Origin of the sequence: Micromonospora sp. NPDC005215, from assembly GCF_040607915.1 — a bacterium.
GTDB lineage: Bacteria > Actinomycetota > Actinomycetes > Mycobacteriales > Micromonosporaceae > Micromonospora.
This window is the reverse complement of sequence record NZ_JBEXHQ010000061.1, coordinates 1-17635: the sequence shown is the minus strand read 5'-3', so window position 1 is coordinate 17635 and position 17635 is coordinate 1. Positions and strand designations below refer to the sequence as shown.

General features: G+C 70.8%; 14 protein-coding genes. 5 read left to right on the top strand and 9 right to left on the bottom strand.

What is annotated here, in order from left to right; genetic code table 11:
• Nucleotides 1–38 precede the first annotated feature (38 nt).
• Nucleotides 39–1004, bottom strand: coding sequence for a CU044_5270 family protein (locus ABZU25_RS30790; protein WP_355032852.1), 966 nt, complete (start codon nucleotides 1002–1004; stop codon nucleotides 39–41).
• Between the two features lie 17 nt (nucleotides 1005–1021).
• On the bottom strand, nucleotides 1022–1591 hold the full coding sequence (locus ABZU25_RS30785) for a sigma-70 family RNA polymerase sigma factor (protein WP_355032851.1): 570 nt from the start codon (nucleotides 1589–1591) through the stop codon (nucleotides 1022–1024).
• 73 nt (nucleotides 1592–1664) lie between these two features.
• Between ABZU25_RS30785 and ABZU25_RS30780 the strand changes: the two genes are divergently transcribed.
• Nucleotides 1665–2003 carry an NIPSNAP family protein gene (locus tag ABZU25_RS30780; RefSeq protein WP_355032850.1) on the top strand — a complete coding sequence of 113 codons (339 nt, stop codon included), beginning with the start codon at nucleotides 1665–1667 and terminating at the stop codon, nucleotides 2001–2003.
• Nucleotides 2004–2214: 211 nt separating this feature from the next.
• Nucleotides 2215–3108, top strand: coding sequence for a bifunctional 5,10-methylenetetrahydrofolate dehydrogenase/5,10-methenyltetrahydrofolate cyclohydrolase (locus tag ABZU25_RS30775; RefSeq protein WP_355032849.1), 894 nt, complete (start codon nucleotides 2215–2217; stop codon nucleotides 3106–3108).
• Between the two features lie 667 nt (nucleotides 3109–3775).
• Here the strand turns inward: ABZU25_RS30775 and ABZU25_RS30770 are convergent.
• Both ABZU25_RS30770 and nrdR read right to left on the bottom strand, forming a co-directional pair.
• Nucleotides 3776–6673, bottom strand: coding sequence for a vitamin B12-dependent ribonucleotide reductase (locus ABZU25_RS30770; protein WP_355032848.1), 2898 nt, complete (start codon nucleotides 6671–6673; stop codon nucleotides 3776–3778).
• Nucleotides 6674–6707: 34 nt separating this feature from the next.
• Entirely contained in the window at nucleotides 6708–7208 is a 501-nt protein-coding gene (nrdR, locus tag ABZU25_RS30765; RefSeq protein ID WP_355032847.1) for a transcriptional regulator NrdR, read from the bottom strand.
• A 541-nt stretch (nucleotides 7209–7749) separates the two neighbouring features.
• Between nrdR and lexA the strand changes: the two genes are divergently transcribed.
• Nucleotides 7750–8535, top strand: coding sequence for a transcriptional repressor LexA (gene lexA / locus ABZU25_RS30760; protein WP_030489395.1), 786 nt, complete (start codon nucleotides 7750–7752; stop codon nucleotides 8533–8535).
• Between the two features lie 68 nt (nucleotides 8536–8603).
• Here the strand turns inward: lexA and ABZU25_RS30755 are convergent, their stop codons facing one another.
• Entirely contained in the window at nucleotides 8604–10349 is a 1746-nt protein-coding gene (locus ABZU25_RS30755; RefSeq protein ID WP_355032846.1) for a hypothetical protein, read from the bottom strand.
• Nucleotides 10350–10399: 50 nt separating this feature from the next.
• Nucleotides 10400–11854 (bottom strand): GTPase HflX, encoded by a 1455-nt coding sequence (hflX, locus tag ABZU25_RS30750; RefSeq protein WP_355032845.1) that lies wholly within the window; start codon nucleotides 11852–11854, stop codon nucleotides 10400–10402.
• Between the two features lie 183 nt (nucleotides 11855–12037).
• On the opposite strand from hflX, the gene ABZU25_RS30745 reads away from it, so the two are divergent.
• Nucleotides 12038–13504, top strand: a complete 1467-nt coding sequence (locus ABZU25_RS30745) for an NAD-dependent malic enzyme (RefSeq protein ID WP_355032844.1) — start codon at nucleotides 12038–12040, stop codon at nucleotides 13502–13504.
• A gap of 138 nt (nucleotides 13505–13642) precedes the next feature.
• On the opposite strand, the gene dapF is transcribed toward ABZU25_RS30745, so the two are convergent.
• Genes dapF through ABZU25_RS30730 form a run of 3 tightly spaced genes read right to left on the bottom strand, consistent with a single transcriptional unit; the run spans nucleotide 13643 to nucleotide 16192 of the window.
• Complete coding sequence (dapF, locus tag ABZU25_RS30740; protein ID WP_355032843.1) at nucleotides 13643–14497, bottom strand: diaminopimelate epimerase; 855 nt, start codon at nucleotides 14495–14497, stop codon at nucleotides 13643–13645.
• A gap of 7 nt (nucleotides 14498–14504) precedes the next feature.
• Nucleotides 14505–15428, bottom strand: coding sequence for a tRNA (adenosine(37)-N6)-dimethylallyltransferase MiaA (miaA, locus tag ABZU25_RS30735; protein ID WP_355032842.1), 924 nt, complete (start codon nucleotides 15426–15428; stop codon nucleotides 14505–14507).
• A complete protein-coding gene (locus ABZU25_RS30730) occupies nucleotides 15425–16192 on the bottom strand; it encodes a class III extradiol dioxygenase subunit B-like domain-containing protein (RefSeq protein ID WP_355032841.1) in 768 nt (255 codons plus the stop codon). Before ABZU25_RS30730 ends, miaA begins: the two co-directional genes overlap by 4 nt.
• 150 nt (nucleotides 16193–16342) lie before the next feature.
• Between ABZU25_RS30730 and ABZU25_RS30725 the strand changes: the two genes are divergently transcribed.
• The gene (locus tag ABZU25_RS30725; protein WP_355032840.1) at nucleotides 16343–17551 is read left to right on the top strand and encodes a DUF349 domain-containing protein; all 1209 of its coding nucleotides are present in this window, start codon (nucleotides 16343–16345) and stop codon (nucleotides 17549–17551) included.
• Nucleotides 17552–17635: the final 84 nt, after the last annotated feature.

The following is a 17635-nucleotide window of genomic DNA, read 5'->3' as shown; positions in this document are numbered from 1 at the left end:
CCGACGTGACCGGTCAGGGCTGGGGGTGCCACCATCACTCAGGGCAGCTGGCCCGGACGGTCGACGATGGCGAGCCGGACCAGCGCGACAGCCGAGTACAGGGACTCCTTGCCGTTGCGCACCACCGACCCTCGGCGGCCGAGGAAGACGTGGGTGTCCCGGTCGAAGAGGAAGTCCTCGTTGCCGCCGATCACGCCGGGCATCCGAATCGCCACCCCATGTCGGCCGGCGGCGTCCACCACATCGCCCGATATGACGACCGCCCCGGGCTCCCGTGCCAGCAGTTCGAACAACGCCGCCAGCGCTCGGGGCGGTACATAACCGTCGAGCATGGATCGCGCGGTGGTGTACGTCATGCTCTCGTCCCCGTAGACGGCCTGCTCATCGGCGCCTTCGGACAGGTGCAGGTCGATCGGGTGGTCCCGAAGGTAGCGCAGCAGCTCGTCCGGATCGGAGGGCAGGTCGCCGTGGTACGCGGGCCACGGAAACACATCGAGTTCCTTCTCGGGGTCGTCGGGATCATCGATGCGGAGCACCCTCAGCTCGCCCCACCCATTCGGATCGGTCTCCGGTCGGTAACGAGCCTGCGTGTGTGCGACTCCCCCGGCCGATTGCCACAACTGCACCCTGGTCGTGGTGTACGGGCCACTGTCCGGTTGATCCCGCAACGTCGCCAGGAGTTCCGTGAAGACGTACTGATCGGGTCCGGCGGTGAGCTCGGGCTGCTGCCGGGCGGCGTCGGCCGCCATCCGAAGGATCTCCGACGCGGTTGCCGTGGACGGCGGCCGGTCGCCCACCCTCATCGTCTGGACCGCCAACGCACCGGCGGTCAGGACGACTGCCAGCCCGAACGCTCCGGCGAGACGCCAACCGCGCAGGAACCGGGTACGGAGTCCGGCGGGACGGGCCGCCGACGCCAGCTCGGCCCGGCGGGCGACGTGGGCGGTCAGATCCCTGAGCAGCTGCTCCTCGAAACCCTGCGGCGACTCTTCGATCCTGTTCATGGGTCAGCTCCGTCTCATCAGGCGAGGGTGGTGGCCGGGCGGGCGAGCACGGCGCGGACGACGCGACGGGCACGATGCAGGCGGACCCGAGCGGCGACCGGTGACATCCCGAGCACTGTCGCCGCCTCCGCGACGGTGAGGCCGTCCACGGCGACGAGTTCGACAAGCGTTCGGGAGCCCTCGGGTAGCTCGCTCAACGCCCGACAGGTGCGGCGGGCCGCCGACTCGGCGTCGATCCGCTCCTCGATGCGGGCGATGTCGTCGGGGCCCAGGTCCCGCCGTCCGGCCAGTCGGCCGGTCACCCGCAGCCGTTGGGCCGCCCGACGCCGCTCGTCACCGATGACGTTGCGGGCCACCCCGTACAGCCAGCCGACCTGGCTACCCCGGTCCGGCCGGTAGCCGGCCGCCGACTCGATCACCGCCAGGAACACGTCGGCGGTCAGGTCGGCGGCGAGGTGTGGGTCGTCGACCCGCCGCGCCACGAACCGGCCCACCGCCTCCAGGTGCCGCCGGTAGAAGACCTCGAAGGCCACCGGATCGGCCCCGATGCCGGAGATGTCACCCTCCGCTCCGCTGGGCTCATTCACAGGCTGTCCTCTCTCGTAGCCTCCACACCCCTTCTTCGTCAGGCGGAGCACCGGTGTTACCGAACCATCCGACATGACCACCGGCCCGTATGGTGACGCCGTGATCACCTGCGTCGTGCACTACACCATCGACCCCGCCCAGATCGATGTGTTCGAAGACTTCGCTCGAACATGGATGCGGCTGGTGGCCAAGCACGGCGGCGTGCACCACGGCTACTTCCTGCCCGCCGAGGGCGCCAGCGACAAGGCCGAGGCGCTGTTCAGCTTCGAGAGCCTGGCAGCTTACGAGCGGTACCGCGCACTGTTCGGCAACGACCCGGAGTTCCTCGCGGCTGATCGCATCCGCGACACCTCGGGTTGCGTCGTGCGGTACGAGCGAACGTTCATGCGCCCGCTCCTGCCGACTGATTGAGCCCCGGTGCCTGCGCGGTCGGCGGGCACCAGTGCCGACGAGCGGCAGCACGCCCCCGGCGCTGAGGGCGGCGCTGCTGGTCCGGTTGGGCAGCTGCCCTGGTAGTGCGGCATTATCGAAGCACCGGCGACTGGCGGCACGGGGATGGTGGAACCATCGGGAAGCCTCTCGCGGGCGTCGACCGCCTGGGCGCCTGCGTCGAGGGACCGTCATGACCAGCGAATCCGCAGAGCACCACACCGCGTCGGGCCCGGCCCGGCTCCTGCCGGGCGCACCCGTCGCCGAAGCCGTCCTGGCCGAGACCGCCGCCGCTGCCGCCCGCCTGCGCAGCCGCGGGATCACACCGAGCCTCGCCACCATTCTCGTCGGCGACGACGACGCCAGCGCCGGTTACATCGCCATCAAGCAGCGGCAGGCGGCCGAACTCGGGTTCGCCTCCCCGCACGTGCACCTGCCCGCCACCGTCGACCAGGCGGATCTGCACCGGGCCATCGCCCGCTTCAACACCGATCCGGCCGTGCACGGCATCCTCGTGCAGTACCCCGTTCCGGGGCATCTGGACTACGACGCGGCGCTGCAGACAATCGACCCGGACAAGGACGTCGACGGCATGCACCCGCTGAACATGGGGCGTCTCGCCGTCGGTCTGCCCGGCCCGCTGCCGTGCACCCCCGCCGGCATCGAAGCCCTCCTGGCGTACTACGAGATCCCCGTCGCCGGCCGGGAGGTCGTCATCCTCGGCCGGGGCGCCACCCTTGGCCGCCCCCTGGCGATGCTGCTCGCCCAGAAGCGCCCGACCGCCAACGCCGCCGTCACCGTCGTCCACACCGGCGTGCCCGACTGGGCCCGCTACACCCGCCGCGCCGACATCCTCGTCGCCGCCGCCGGCGTACCCGGGATCGTGCGGCCTGAGCACGTCAAGCCAGGCGCCGTCGTCATCGGCGCCGGTGTCCGCTACGACGGGCGGCGCCTCCTACCGGACGTGGACGAAGCGTGCGCCGAGGTCGCCGGCGCCATCACGCCCCGGGTCGGCGGGGTCGGTCCGACCACCGTCGCAATGCTGTTCCGCAACGCCGTACGCGCCGCCGAACGCGCGAGCCGGTAGCCCGGTTCACCGCCATCGACAAGATCACTTGATGCTGAGTAGTCAGAGCGGATTGTCCACACCTACTCAGCATCAAGTGATCGAGCCGGCTTCCTGCGCGTCCCGCCGGATGAGCTTCACCGGACCCAGCCCAGAAAACGCCGGTGCAGCAGTCTGGCGGGCACCCAGGTACGGGCCTGGCGAGTTGGCCGCCCTGTTCAACGTGTCGCGGCAGCGGGTACTGCAGATCACCCGCCGTCCAGGCTTCCCTGAGCCGATGGCCCGCTTGATCGGGACGACCATCTGGGACGCGGACGAGGTAGACGAGTGGGCCAAGCACAACCGCCCGCCACGCCCAACCGAGGGCGACGAAGACCACTGATCCGGTGCACTATCTACGGCCCGACGAGCTTTTCATGATCAAGTGATGAAAAGTAGGTCCCAGGGTCAGCTTTGACCTACTTCTCATCACTTGATCATGTCCAACCGCGGGCTGACCGGCCAGTCAGCGCAACTCGGCATCAGTCCGGTCGTCGGCAAGCCACTGTTGGGTACGCGGCCCCGGAGCGTCGCTCCAAACGCCGGAACGGCCACTCGGTCCAGTGGGCTACGTCATGACGAGCATCTGGAAACGGCGCTGCCCCGACCTCCACGAAGGAGGCCGGGGCAGCGCCGCGTTACACGTTGGTCAGCTGCAGCCGCTGGTGGAGCCGCAGCCCTCACAGACGTAGCAGCTACCGGCGGGGCGCATCTTCGTACCGCAGGTGAAGCAGAGCGGCGCGTCGGCGGCCTTGCCGATCACGGCCTCCAGCAGTTCGGTGCTGGAACCCACGCTCGGCGCCGGCTTGGCGGCGGCCACGTCAGCCATCTCCTGGGCCGGCTGGGCGACGGCCTCCGGCTTTGCCGGGGCCTCCACCGGTGCCGAGGAGGCCATGGCGGTGAGCTCCGCGCCCATCGCCGCGGCGCTCTCCGCGTCGGCCTCGGCCCGCAACTGGGCGGCCCGCTCCGAGGCGGTGAAGATGCCCAGCTCGGCGCGGCGCTCGTGCGGCAGGAAGTCCAGCGCCAGGCGACGGAAGATGTAGTCCATCACCGAGGCCGCCATCCGCACGTCCGGGTCGTCCGTCATGCCGGCCGGCTCGAAGCGCATGTTTGTGAACTTGCTGACGAACGTCTCCAGCGGCACGCCGTACTGCAGGCCGATGCTGATGGCAACCGAGAAGGCGTCCATCACGCCGGCCAGGGTCGAGCCCTGCTTGGACATCTTCAGGAAGACCTCGCCGAGGCCGTCGTCCGGGTAGGACGACGCGGTGAGGTAGCCCTCGGCGCCACCGACGGAGAAGCTGACCGTCTCGGACGGGCGCTTCTTCGGCAGGCGCTTACGCACCGGCCGGTACTCGATGATTTTCTCCACGGCAGCCGGCGCGGCCTCGACGGCGGCCGGCGCGGTGGTCTTGTTGGACTTGGCCACCGAGAGCGGCTGGCCGACCTTGCAGTTGTCCCGGTAGATCGCCAGCGCCTTGAGGCCGAGCTTCCAGCCCTCGAAGTAGATCTTCTCGACGTCCTCGACGGTGGCCGCCTCCGGCATGTTGACCGTCTTGGAGATGGCGCCGGAGACGAACGGCTGGATGGCCGCCATCATCCGCACGTGACCCATCGGGGCGATCGTCCGCTCCCCCATGGCGCAGTCGAAGACCGGGTAGTGCTCCGGCTTGAGGCCGGGGGCGTCCACCACGTGGCCGTGGTCGGCGATGTGCTCGACGATCGCCTCGACCTGCTCCTCGGGGTAGCCGAGGCTGCGCAGGGCGCGCGGCACCGTCTGGTTGACGATCTGCATCGAGCCGCCGCCGACCAGCTTCTTGAACTTGACAAGCGCCAGGTCCGGCTCCACACCGGTCGTGTCGCAGTCCATCATGAAGCCGATCGTGCCGGTCGGGGCGAGGACGCTGGCCTGGGCGTTGCGCCAGCCGAACTTGTCGCCGATCTTGTTGCCCTGGGTCCACTGCTTGGTCGCCTCGCGGACGATCGCGGTGGCCACCGGGCTGGTCGGCTTGATCTCGTCGTTGGCGGCGGCGTGCTTGCGCATGACCCGCTTGTGCGGCTCGGCGTTGCGGGCGTAGCCGTCGTACGGGCCGACGACACCGGCCAGCTCGGCCGAGCGGCGGTAGGCGGTGGCGGTCATCAGCGACGTGATCGACGCGGCGACCGAGCGGCCCTGCTCCGAGTCGTACGGCAGGCCGGTGGCCATCAGCAGGGCGCCCAGGTTGGCGTAGCCGATGCCGAGCTGCCGGTAGGCGCGGGAGGTCTCACCGATCTTCTCGGTCGGGAAGTCCGCGAAGCAGATCGAGATGTCCATCGCGGTGATGACGAACTCGACGGACTTGACGAACTTTTCCACCTCGAAGCCACCGTCGGCGCGGAGGAACTTCATCAGGTTGAGCGAGGCCAGGTTGCACGAGGAGTTGTCCAGGTGCAGGTACTCCGAGCACGGGTTCGACGCGGTGATCCGGCCGGTCTCCGGGCAGGTGTGCCAGTCGTTGATCGTGTCGTCGTACTGCAGGCCCGGGTCCGCGCACTCCCAGGCGGCCTGCGAGATGGTGCGGAACAGCTTCTTGGCGTCGACGGTGTCGATCACCGAACCGTCCAGCCGGCCACGCAGGTCGAAACCGCCGCCGTTCTCCACCGCCGACATGAACTCGTCGGAGACCCGGACCGAGTTGTTGGCGTTCTGGTACTGCACGCTGACGATGTCGGAGCCGCCGAGGTCCATGTCGAACCCGGCGTCGCGCAGCGCGCGGATCTTGTGCTCCTCGCGCGCCTTCGTGACCACGAACTCCTCGATGTCCGGGTGGTCCACGTCGATGATGACCATCTTGGCCGCGCGGCGGGTCGCGCCGCCGGACTTGATGGTGCCGGCCGAGGCGTCCGCGCCGCGCATGAAGCTGACCGGGCCCGAGGCGGTGCCGCCGGAGGAGAGCAGCTCACGGGACGAGCGGATCCGCGACAGGTTGACCCCGGAGCCGGAGCCGCCCTTGAAGATCAGCCCCTCCTCCTTGTACCAGTCGAGGATCGAGTCCATCGAGTCGTCGACGGCCAGGATGAAGCAGGCGCTGACCTGCTGCGGCGACGGCGTGCCGACGTTGAACCAGACCGGCGAGTTGAAGCTGAACACCTGGTGCAGCAGCATCCAGGTCAGCTCGTGGGCGAAGATCTCGGCGTCCGCCGGGCTGGCGAAGTAGCCGTACTCCTCGCCCGCGGTGCGGTAGGTGGCGACCACCCGGTCGATCAGCTGCTTGAGCGACCACTCCCGCTCCGGGGTCCCCACCGCGCCCCGGAAGTACTTCGTGGTGACGATGTTGGCCGCGTTGACGCTCCACGACTGCGGGAACTCGACCCCACGCTGCTCGAAGTTGATCGAGCCGTCCCGCCAGTTCGTCATCACGACGTCGCGGCGCTCCCACGCGACGTCGTCGTACGGGTGGACCCCCTCGGTCGTCCACACCCGCTCGATCTTCAGCCCCGCGCCTGCCTTGCTCCGTGAACGGCTAGTTGTCACGCCGTCGCCCCCCTCGTCTGCGCGGTCACCCACCGCGCGTCCCAATCTCTCGAAAAACTGTGCAGATTCAGCTGGTACGGCCCGCGGCCTCAACCGCGTCGGCCCGGCCCTGCTCCCGGTCTCGCGCAGCAGCCCGCAACGTCTCGATCTCGCGCTCGAAGTCGGCGAGCGAGTCGAAGGAGCGGTAGACGCTGGCGAACCGCAGGTAGGCGATCTCGTCCAGGTCACGCAACGGGCCCAGGATCGCCAGGCCCACGTCGTGACTGGGAATCTCGGCGGCCCCCTTGGCCCGGACGGTCTCCTCCACCCGCTGCGCGAGCAGCGCGAGGGAGTCGTCGTCCACCGGCCGACCCTGGCACGCCTTGCGAACCCCGCCGATGATCTTCGTCCGGCTGAACGGCTCGGTCACCCCGCTGCGCTTGACGACCGCGAGGACCGCCTCCTCGACGGTGGTGAACCGCTTACCGCACTCCGGGCAGGACCGCCGCCGTCGAATGAGCTGGCCGTCGTCGGCCTCCCGCGAGTCGACCACCCGAGAGTCAGCGTGTCGGCAGTACGGACACCGCATCGCCCACCTCCTTCAAAATGATCAACTGCGCCCCGCACCGAGCACCCCGGGCACGACCCACCGCGACGGTGCCATCCTCGGATGACGCCCGCCGTGATCGACGTTACGGGAGTGCGGTCGGTAGTCAGACCCAACCTGTGGGCAACTTACGCCCGTGTCACTACTACATCTAGGGGTCGACCGTATGTCGCCGGGGAAGCCGGGTCAAGTTGATCGGCGTGTCCGGCGCGTCACGGACCATCCGGTCACCAACGCCCACCAGCAGGTCCGAAAACCCCAACGCCGAGACGTCGCCCGGGTTACCGACCGGCCGGCCGGAGTAGCCCGGAAAACGGTCGAGGATCGAACACCAGTGCTATCCGACGTACCATTTATCAGAACATCCGTACGACGGGAGCGGTTTTTCACCCCGACACGCCGGTGAGAGGTCGTACAGATGTTTGAAAATGACCGATCTCACCTATACGGTCATGAACAACGTGGCACCACCGCACGCACCACGAGCCGACGAGGCACCCAGCGCCGACCAGGGAGGACGGACGTGACCGAGGACCGGGCCAGCCGGCCGAAGAGCCCGCAGCAGATCACCGAGGCGGGCCCCCCGGCCACCCGACGCCGCAGCGCCGCACGCAGCCGGACGGGTCAGCCCGCCGTACGCCCGGTCACCCCGGTCGTCAGCGCCTTCCCCGACCCGGCGACGGTCGACCTGACCGCCCGTCAGCGTCGCATCCTGGAGTTCATCCGCAACTGGGTGGAGCGGCACGGCTACCCGCCCAGCGTCCGGGAGATCGGCGAGGCGGTTGGCCTGGTGTCGCCGTCCAGCGTCGCCTACCAGCTCAAGGAGCTGGAAAAGAAGGGCTTCCTGCGCCGCGACCCCAACCGGCCGCGCGCGGTGGACGTCCGCGCCCCCAGCGAGGCCATCGACGACGAACTGTCCCGGGCACAACGACCGACCCCGGCGTACGTGCCGATGCTCGGTCGGATCGCCGCCGGTGGGCCGATCCTCGCCGAGCAGGCCGTGGAGGACATCTTCCCTCTCCCCCGCGAGTTGGTGGGCGAGGGCGAGGTCTTCATGCTCCAGGTCAAGGGTGACTCGATGCTCGACGCGGCGATCTGCGACGGCGACTGGGTGGTCGTCCGGCAGCAGCCGACCGCCGACTCGGGCGAGATCGTGGCCGCCATGCTCGACGGCGAGGCGACGGTCAAGACCTACCGGCGGCGCGACGGGCACGTCTGGCTGATGCCACAGAACCCGGCCTTCGACCCGATCCCCGGTGACGACGCCACAATCATGGGGCGGGTCGTGGCGGTGTTGCGCCGCATCTGACCGATCGGCGGGTGGGTGCCCACGGGCGCTCACCCGCGTCGGTTGTCACCGGGGCGAACGAAAGCCCGTCAGTAACGGTCGCCCCGGTGGCCGCGACCGCCCCCGGGATACTGCCCGTACGGGTCGACGGGCGCGTCGTCGTCACGGCGACGGCCGGGTCGCTGGCCCCGCGGGTCGGGCTCCTGCCCACCGCGTCGGGGCGGTTCCGCACGACCGGTGCCGGGTTGGCCGCCGTCACCGCCGTACACGCCGCTGCCCGGACGACCGCCCCCGCCCGGTGGAACACCACCGGCACCCTGCGGACGGCCACCGCCCCCGCCAGCACCCTGGGGACGACCGCCACCACCCACCGGAGGGCGACCGCCGCCTTGGGGGCGACCACCACCGGCCGGAGGACGGGGGCCGCCACCGGCCGGAGGACGACCGCCGCCGTACACACCGGCAGCGCCGCCGTCCGGTCGTGCCGCTCCGTAGCCACCGTCGGGCGCGGAGGGTCGGCCACCGCCATACACGGCACCACCCGCCGGAGTCGGGCCACCGCGACCCGCGCCACCGCCGTAGGCGCCCGCCGGCGCGCCGCCACCGTAGACACCGCCCTTACGGTCACCCACCGCTGGGGAACCATCGACGGCACGACCGGTGCGCGGGTTGAACGACTCGCCGTCCCGGTCCGACGTCTCCGACGCGTCGGCGGCCGGCAACCGCCGGCGGGCCCGGACGATGCCGACGATGCCGGCACCGACCAACAGCAGGCCGATCAACCCGACCGCGCCGACCAGATAGGTGATGTCGTCGAAGTCCAGCCCGGCCGCCCAGGATTTCGACGCCGCCTGCTTGCCGCCCCCCGCCCCCGCCGCGAGTGGCACCGCGGTGGAGGTGGACGGCGTGTAGCTGAGGATGTCGAGGGGCTCGTCGTCGGCGAACCGGAACGCGTCGGAGACGGTCAGGAACGACTTGCCGTCCGTGGTGTAGCTGATGGCCTCACCGAACGGGTCCGCCAACGCCGTCACCCGGGGCTTGCCGGTGGTGAGCGCGCCGACGATGTCACCGCCGCTCACGTCGTACTCGAAGGCGTCCGCGTAGGTGCGCAGGACCACCCGGGAGCCGTCCGGCGACCGCGCCGCGCTGGTGATGGCGATCCGGCCGAACGTGTTGAGCGGGTTCTCCGTCTGCGTCTTCGGCAGCGTGATCTCGCCGGCCTTGCGCATCGGCACCGCCTCGTCACCGTTGCGCAGCGCTGCCGTCGGCGCGTAGATCTCGGCCTTGCCGCTTGTGACCTTCGTGATGATCAGCGGTTTTCCGTCGTCGCCGATGAGCAACGCCTCGGCGTCGTGCGGCTTACCCTCCGGGTAGGAGATCCGGTGCAAGGTTGGCTGCCTCGCACCGGTGACCGGCATCGACCAGAGCGCGACGCGCGTGCGGCGCTCCTTCGCGTCGGCGTTGTCACCGGTGTCGGCGATCCACAGGGTGTCGCCGTCCTTGGAGAGGGCGAGATCCTCGGTGTCGACCGGGCCCTGCCCCGCGTACCGGACCGGCTCCTTCGAGACCTTGCACTTGGTGTCGAGGAAGAAGATCCGCTCGCGTGCCGCGATGTCGGTGCTGTCGTTGATGACGATGTAGCCACTCTTGGTCGCTACCAGACCGGACAGCTCCCGCAGCCGCTCGTCGGCGATCGTGCACCGCTTCTGACCGGCGGTGGCGGCGGGCGGCTCGGACGACCCGGGGGCGGGAGCCGCTGCGGCGACTCCGGCGAGCGCCACGGTTGCCCCGAGCAGGCCGAGGACAACCGTGACCGAGGAAACAACGCGGCGCATTCGGCCAGTGTCGCATGCCACGCGTTTCCGGCGGATAACACCGTGGCCGCTCAGGAGCGGCTGACGGCCGCCTGACCCTGTCGCTCGACGTCGAACGGTGCCAGCTCCGCGGCGAGGTCCGCAGCGACGCGGACATGCAGCAGGGTGCCCTCCGGCAGGTGCGCCGTGCTGAGCACCTCGCCCGTGCGATGGACCCGGGCAACCAGGTCACCGCGGTCGTACGGCAGCACGGCCCGGACCTCCACGGCCGGTCGCGGCAGCCGCTCCTCGATCGCCGCGCGCAGCCCGTCGATGCCCCGCCCGGAGTGCGCGGAGACGAAGATCGCGTCCGGCCAGAGCCGCTTGAGCCGCAGCAGAGTGTCCTCGTCGGCCGCGTCGGTCTTGTTGACCACCAGCAACTCGGGAAGCCGCTCCGCGCTCACCTCGGCGAGCACCGCGTGGACCGCCCGGACCTGCTCCTCCGGATCCGGGTGGGTGCCGTCCACGACGTGCACCACCAGATCCGCCCCCGCGACCTCCTCCAGCGTCGAACGGAACGCCTCGACGATCTGGTGCGGCAGGTGCCGGACGAAACCGACGGTGTCGGAGAGCGTGTAGAGCCGGCCGTCCGAGGCGGTCGCCTTACGGGTCGTCGGGTCCAGTGTCGCGAACAGCGCGTTCTCCACCAGCACGCCCGCGCCGGTCAGCTGGTTGAGCAGGCTGGACTTGCCGGCGTTGGTGTAGCCGGCGATGGCCACGGCGGGGATGGAGTTACGGCTGCGTCGGGCGCGCTTGGTGAGGCGTACCGTGCGCATGCTCTTGATCTCGCGGCGCAGCCGGGAGATGCGGTGACGAATCCGCCGCCGGTCGGTCTCCAGCTTGGTCTCACCGGGACCACGCACACCCACACCGCCGCCGGCGCCGCCGCCACGGCCGGAACCACCGGTCTGCCGGGAGAGCGTTTGACCCCAACCGCGCAGCCGGGGCAGCAGGTATTCGAGCTGGGCCAGCTCGACCTGGGCCTTACCTTCCTTGCTCTTGGCGTGCTGGGCGAAGATGTCGAGGATCAGCGCGGTCCGGTCGACGACCTTGACCTTGGTGCGCTGCTCCAGGTTGCGCAGCTGCGACGGGGACAGCTCACCGTCGCAGATGACCGTGTCGGCGCCGCTGGACAGCACCACCGCGCCAAGGTCGTCGACCTTGCCGCGGCCGATGTACGTGGCCGGGTCGGGTCGGCTGCGGCGCTGGATGAGCCCTTCGAGCACCTGCGAACCGGCGGTCTCGGCCAGCGCGGCGAGCTCGGCCAGCGAATTTTCCGCGTCGGCCGCCGTGCCCTCGGTCCAGACGCCCACCAGGACGACCCGCTCCAGCCGCAGCTGGCGGTATTCCACCTCGGTGACGTCGGTGAGCTCGGTTGACAGGCCCGGGACGCGTCGGAGGGACTGTCGCTCCGACAGATCCATCTCGCCGGTGGTGACGTCGTCGAGCTCGTCCTCGACGGGGACAAAGCTCTCCTGGTCTCGCAAGCGGTTCTCCTGTCCGTTTTGATGAGTGGAACGTAATCCTGACATGACACAACGCCGAACGCACCTGCTATATGCCCATGCTCAGGGTCGCCAAAAGTGGGGGCGAATGCTGGTCGGCTGCGACAACCCGGTAGAAATGCGGGCGGCGGCCGACTGGCCGCACAGCCGTGACGGAGGGATCCCGTGGCCATCACCCGACTGCCGAGCGCCGGATTTTCGATCACCATCCGGATCGCCGTGACCGCGGACGCGTCCTCGATCGGCCGGCTCACCACCTCCGTCGGCGAGGCCGGCGCGATCGTCACGGCGTTGGACGTGGTGGACTCCGACCCGACCAACGTGATCGTCGACCTGACCTGCGACACCGCCGACGCCGGCCACGCCGACCAGGTGGTCGACGCGCTGACCGCGCTGGACGGCGTGGACGTGCGGAAGGTGTCGGACCGGACGTTCCTCCTGCACCTGGGCGGCAAGATCGAGGTGACGTCGAAGGTCGCGCTACGCAACCGCGACGAGTTGTCCCGGGCGTACACCCCGGGGGTGGCCCGGGTCTGCATGGCGATCGCCGAGAACCCGGCGGACGCCCGGCGACTGACCATCAAGCGCAACACCGTCGCGGTGGTCAGCGACGGCTCGGCGGTGCTCGGCCTGGGCAACCTGGGTCCGGCCGCCTCGCTGCCGGTGATGGAAGGCAAGGCCGCGCTGTTCAAGCGCTTCGGCGGGGTGGACGCCTGGCCGGTGGTGCTGGACACCCAGGACACCGACGAGATCGTGCAGATCGTGAAGGCGATCGCGCCGGCGTACGGCGGGATCAACCTGGAGGACATCGCCGCGCCGCGCTGCTTCGAGATCGAGGCCCGGCTGCGCGAGGCGCTGGACATTCCGGTGTTCCACGACGACCAGCACGGCACCGCGATCTGCGTGCTGGCCGCGCTGACCAACGCGCTGCGGGTGGTGGGCAAGCAGTTGGAGGACGTCCGGGTGGTCGTCTCCGGCGCCGGCGCGGCCGGGACCGCGATCATGAAGCTGCTGCTGCGCCAGGGCGTCGGCGACATCATCGCGTGCGACCGGGAGGGCGCCCTGCACCGTGGGCTGACCGGGCTCAACTCGGCGTGGCAGTGGCTGGCGGACAACACCAACAAGGAGAACTACTCGGGCGACCTTCCGGGTGCGATCCGGGGTGCCGACGTGTTCATCGGGGTGAGCGCGCCGAATCTGCTCACCGGCGACGACATCGCCCAGATGGCAAAGAACTCGATCGTCTTCGCGCTCGCCAACCCGGACCCGGAGGTCGACCCGCGGGAGGCGCGTAAGCACGCCGCCGTGGTCGCCACCGGCCGCTCGGACCAGCCGAACCAGATCAACAACGTGCTCGCCTTCCCCGGGGTGTTCCGCGGGATGCTGGACGCGCACGCCGAGGAGTTCACCGAGGAGATGGCGATCGCGGCCGCCCGGGCCATCGCCGACGTGGTCGGCGAAGAGAAGATCAACCCGACGGTGATCGTGCCGAGCGTCTTCGACTCCCGGGTCGCCCCGGCGGTCGCCGCCGCCGTCCGCGCCGCCGCGAACAACCCCAGCCCGCTGCCGGCCGCCGACCCCGGCCCGGCCGACCTCCCCGAGATCGCGGCGAACGCCAGCGCCACCCCGTAACACCCGACCCGGGTTGATCAAGAGGTTAGCGTCAGGATCCGAGCAGTTTCTGACGCAAACCTCTTGATCAACCCGGGTGCCGGGTCAGGGCCGGGTGCTGGGTCAGGGCCGGGTGCTGGGTTAGGGCCGGGTGCTGGGTTAGGGCCGGGTGCGGGTTAGGGCGGAGAGGTTGACCTCGCCTGTGGCCACCAGGACGGCGGGGCCGGACAGCCAGCAGGCGTCCGCCGTTACCGTCACCGTGAGGCGGCCACCGGGCACGTCCACGGCGACCACGCCGGTGTCCCGGCCGGCGTCGCGCAGGGCCACCGCACCCACCGCGCAGGCACCCGTGCCGCAGGACAGGGTCTCTGCGCTACCACGCTCGTACACCCGCATCAGGGAGTGCTCGTCGGTGCCGTCGACCGGATCGCCCGCCACGATGAACTCCAGGTTCACCCCGCTCGGGAAGACCGTCGGGTCGAACCCGGGCGCGACTGTCAGGTCCAGCGCCGACAACTCCACGCCGGCCGGCAGGACACAGACCAGGTGCGGATTGCCAAAATCCACAGCGGTGCCCGGCAGGGTCAGCCCACCCAGGGTGGCGGTCGACGTGTCGTACACCCGGGGTCGGCGCATCTCGACGGACACGGCGTCGCCCTCGACCAGCGCACGCACCACGCCGGCCCGGGTGGCCACCGGCAGCGCCGCGCCGGCGGGCGTCGCCAACCCGGTGTCGAGCAGGTAGCGCACGAAGACCCGGGCGCCGTTGCCGCACATCTCGGCGAAGGAACCGTCAGCGTTCCAGTAGTCCATGAACCACTCGGCCTCGCCGGCCAGCCCGGCGCCGTCCGGATGCTTGGCCGCCCGGACCACCCGCAGCACGCCGTCCGCGCCGATGCCCCGCCGCCGGTCGCAGAGCGCCGCGACCAGCTCCGGGGTCAGGTCGAGCTGACCGTCCGGGTCGGGAAGGAGGACGAAGTCGTTGCCGGTGCCGTGGCCCTTGGTGAACTCCACGCAGCCATTATCGCGTCTCGGCCGGCACCAGACGCAGCGCGGCCCCGATCAGGTCCGGAGCGGCCGAGTCCAGCCAGTGGGTCCGCGGGTCGCGCCGGAACCAGGACCGCTGCCGGCGGACGAAGCGCCGGGTGGCCCGGACCGTGTCGTCGTGCGCCTGCGGGTCGGTCAGCTCACCGGCCAGCAGGCGCAGCACCTGCTGGTAGCCCAGCGCCCGACTCGCCGTCCGCCCCTCGGGCAGCCCCCGCCCGACCAGCTCACGGGTCTCCGGCACCAGGCCGTCAGCCCACATCCGGTCGACCCGCAGCGCGATCCGCTCGTCCAGCAGCGCGGTGTCCAGGTCGACGCCGAGCTGCACGGACGGGTAGTACGGCGTCGGCTGCGGCAGCGACGCGGCGAACGGCGCGCCGGTGAGCTCGATCACCTCCAGGGCCCGGACGATCCGCCGACCGTTGCCGGGCAGGATGCCCTCCGCGGCCACCGGGTCGGCGGCGCGCAGCCGCGCGTACAGCGGCGCCGGACCGACCTCGGCCAACTCCCGTTCCAGCCGCTCGCGCAGCGCCGCGTCGGTACCGGGGAACTCGAAACGCTCCAGCACCGCCCGCACGTACAGCCCGGACCCACCGACAAGCAGCGGCACCCGCCCCCGGGACAGGATGTCGTCGACGGCCGCGCGGGCCAGCCGCTGGTATTCCGCGACGCTCGCCGGCTCGGTGACCTCCCAGATGTCCAACAGGTGGTGCGGCACCCCGTCCCGCTCGGCGGGGGTCAGCTTGGCGGTGCCGATGTCCATGCCGCGATAGAGCTGCATCGAGTCGGCGTTGACCACCTCACCGTCCAGCGCGTGCGCCAACGCGATGCTCAGCGCCGACTTGCCCGCCGCGGTCGGGCCGACCACGGCGACGACAGTGCCCCCCGCGCCGCTTGTCACACCCGCTCCCAGGAGGCCACGAAGTAGGCGACACCGTAGGGGGCCGCGTCGTGCAGCAGCTCGCCGCGCCAGCCGCCGCCGGCCGAGCCGGCCGCCCTGGCGAGCACCTGCCAGGGCGCGCGGCCGGCGGCCTTCAGCTCCGCCGACAACACCGGGTCGAGGTCGAGCAGAACGTCCAGGTCCGCCTCGGCCAGCGCAGTGGCGACCCGCTGGTCGTACGGGCGGGCGCGCGGGTCGTCGTAACCGGGGGCCTTCTCGCCCCGGCAGGCCGACCCGTCCCCGAGTACCAGCAACGCCACCCGGTCACCCGCGGCCCCGACCTCGTCCGCGAGCGCGGCCAGCTCGGCCGGGCCGGCGTCGGCCGCCACCTGGACGGCGGTCACCGACTCTCGCGCGTCGTGCCGGGCCAGCAGCCACGCGCCGATGGTCAGACTCAACGGCAGCACCGCACCCCGGTCGGGCTGGCCGGGGACCAGCGGCACGTCCAGGTCGACACCCCACGGCTGGAGGGAACCGGTGGCCGGGGGGTGGATCAGGCCGGTCACCGGGCCGGTGCCGAGCAGCACCACGGTGTCCGGGTCGACGGCCAGCAACCGGCGTACGGCCGTGTCGCAGGCCGCCCGCAGGTCGTCCAACTCCGGGGCCGCGGAGCCGGCCACCTCGGGCACGAGCAGGGGCGGATGGGGGCAGACGGCAGCGGCGACCAGTGGCACCCATTCACCGTAGCGGGAATCGTCGGTGCGTCTCCGCGCCGATCCGGTCATTCGGCCCCTAGGACACCGTATGGTCACGGTCGGCGATAGGCGCTCGACGCGGACCGGGTCGGACCTGTGACAATGCCGGAAGCAACTTGGCTGCGCCGTGGCGGCGACGGGGGATCGATCCCTCGACGCCGGGAGAACGAGGATGGGCACATGAGCGACTGGACTGCCTTCGGACGGGTGGACGCGGACGGCACCGTGTACGTCAAGACCACCGAGGGCGAGCGGGTTGTCGGATCCTGGCAGGCGGGAGCACCGGAGGAGGGCCTGGCACACTTCGCGCGCCGCTTCGCCGATCTGGTGACCGAGGTGGACCTGACCGAAGCGCGTCTCAAGTCGGGTGCGGCCGACGCCGGGCACTCGCTGAGCACGATCCGGCGGATCCGTGCCACGCTGCCCGAGGCCAACGTGGTTGGCGACATCGACGCACTGGCCGCTCGCCTGGACAAGCTGGCCACCCTCGCCGAGGAGAAGGCCGGCGAAGCGCGCGCCGCCCGGGACGCCGCTCGCGGCGAAGCCCTGGCCCGCAAGACCGCGCTGGTCGAGGAGGCCGAGAAGCTCGCCGCCGAGTCCACCGGTTGGAAGACCGCCGGCGACCGGCTCAAGGAGATCCTCGACGAGTGGAAGACCATCCGTGGGGTCGACAAGAAGGCCGACGGAGAGCTGTGGAAGCGCTTCGCCGCCGCCCGGGACGGTTTCACCCGACGCCGGGGCGCCCACTTCGCCTCCCTGGACTCCCAGCGCAAGCAGGCGCAGACGGTCAAGGAGGAGCTGGTCGCCGAGGCGGAGAAGCTCCAGGAATCCACCGACTGGGCCGCGACCGCCAACCAGCTCAAGGATCTGATGACCCAGTGGAAGGCCGCGCCGCGCGCTTCCAAGGAGGCCGAGCAGAAGCTCTGGGAACGGTTCCGGGGCGCGCAGGACTCGTTCTTCAGCCGGCGCAGTGAGGTCTTCTCCGCTCGGGACAACGAGCAGCGCGGCAACCTGGAGCGCAAGCAGGCCCTGCTCGCCGAGGCCGAGGCGCTGGACATCGACGCCGACCCGAAGGGCGCCCAGGCCAAGCTGCGGGAGATCCAGGCACAGTGGCACGAGGCCGGCCGGGTGCCCCGCGAGGCAGCCGCCGGGCTGGAGCGCCGGCTGCGCGTCATCGACGACAAGGTCCGCGACGTGATGGACTCGGCGTGGCGCCGCACCACCAAGGAGGACAACCCGCTGCTCGTCCAGATGCGGGCGCAGGTGGTGGAGGCCGAGGAACGGCTGGCCCGGGCCCAGAGCGCCGGGGACGCGCGCCGGATCAAGGACGCCGAGCAGGCACTCGCAGCGAAGCGGCAGTTCCTCCAGCTCGCCGAGCAGGCCGGCTGAGCTGACGTCTTCCGGGAGCCCCCGGTCCCTCGACGGGACCGGGGGCTCTCGCGCGTCCGGCGCCCCGCGCCCCGCGCCCCGCGC

What these genes read in the sequence shown, in the direction of transcription:
- ABZU25_RS30790 (WP_355032852.1), bottom strand. Translation starts at nt 1,004, where the DNA reads ATGAACAGGATCGAAGAGTCGCCGCAGGGTTTCGAGGAGCAGCTGCTC.
- ABZU25_RS30780 (WP_355032850.1), top strand. Translation starts at nt 1,665, where the DNA reads ATGACCACCGGCCCGTATGGTGACGCCGTGATCACCTGCGTCGTGCAC.
- ABZU25_RS30775 (WP_355032849.1), top strand. Translation starts at nt 2,215, where the DNA reads ATGACCAGCGAATCCGCAGAGCACCACACCGCGTCGGGCCCGGCCCGG.
- nrdR (WP_355032847.1), bottom strand. Translation starts at nt 7,208, where the DNA reads ATGCGGTGTCCGTACTGCCGACACGCTGACTCTCGGGTGGTCGACTCG.
- ABZU25_RS30755 (WP_355032846.1), bottom strand. Translation starts at nt 10,349, where the DNA reads ATGCGCCGCGTTGTTTCCTCGGTCACGGTTGTCCTCGGCCTGCTCGGG.
- ABZU25_RS30730 (WP_355032841.1), bottom strand. Translation starts at nt 16,192, where the DNA reads ATGACCGGATCGGCGCGGAGACGCACCGACGATTCCCGCTACGGTGAA.
- ABZU25_RS30725 (WP_355032840.1), top strand. Translation starts at nt 16,343, where the DNA reads ATGAGCGACTGGACTGCCTTCGGACGGGTGGACGCGGACGGCACCGTG.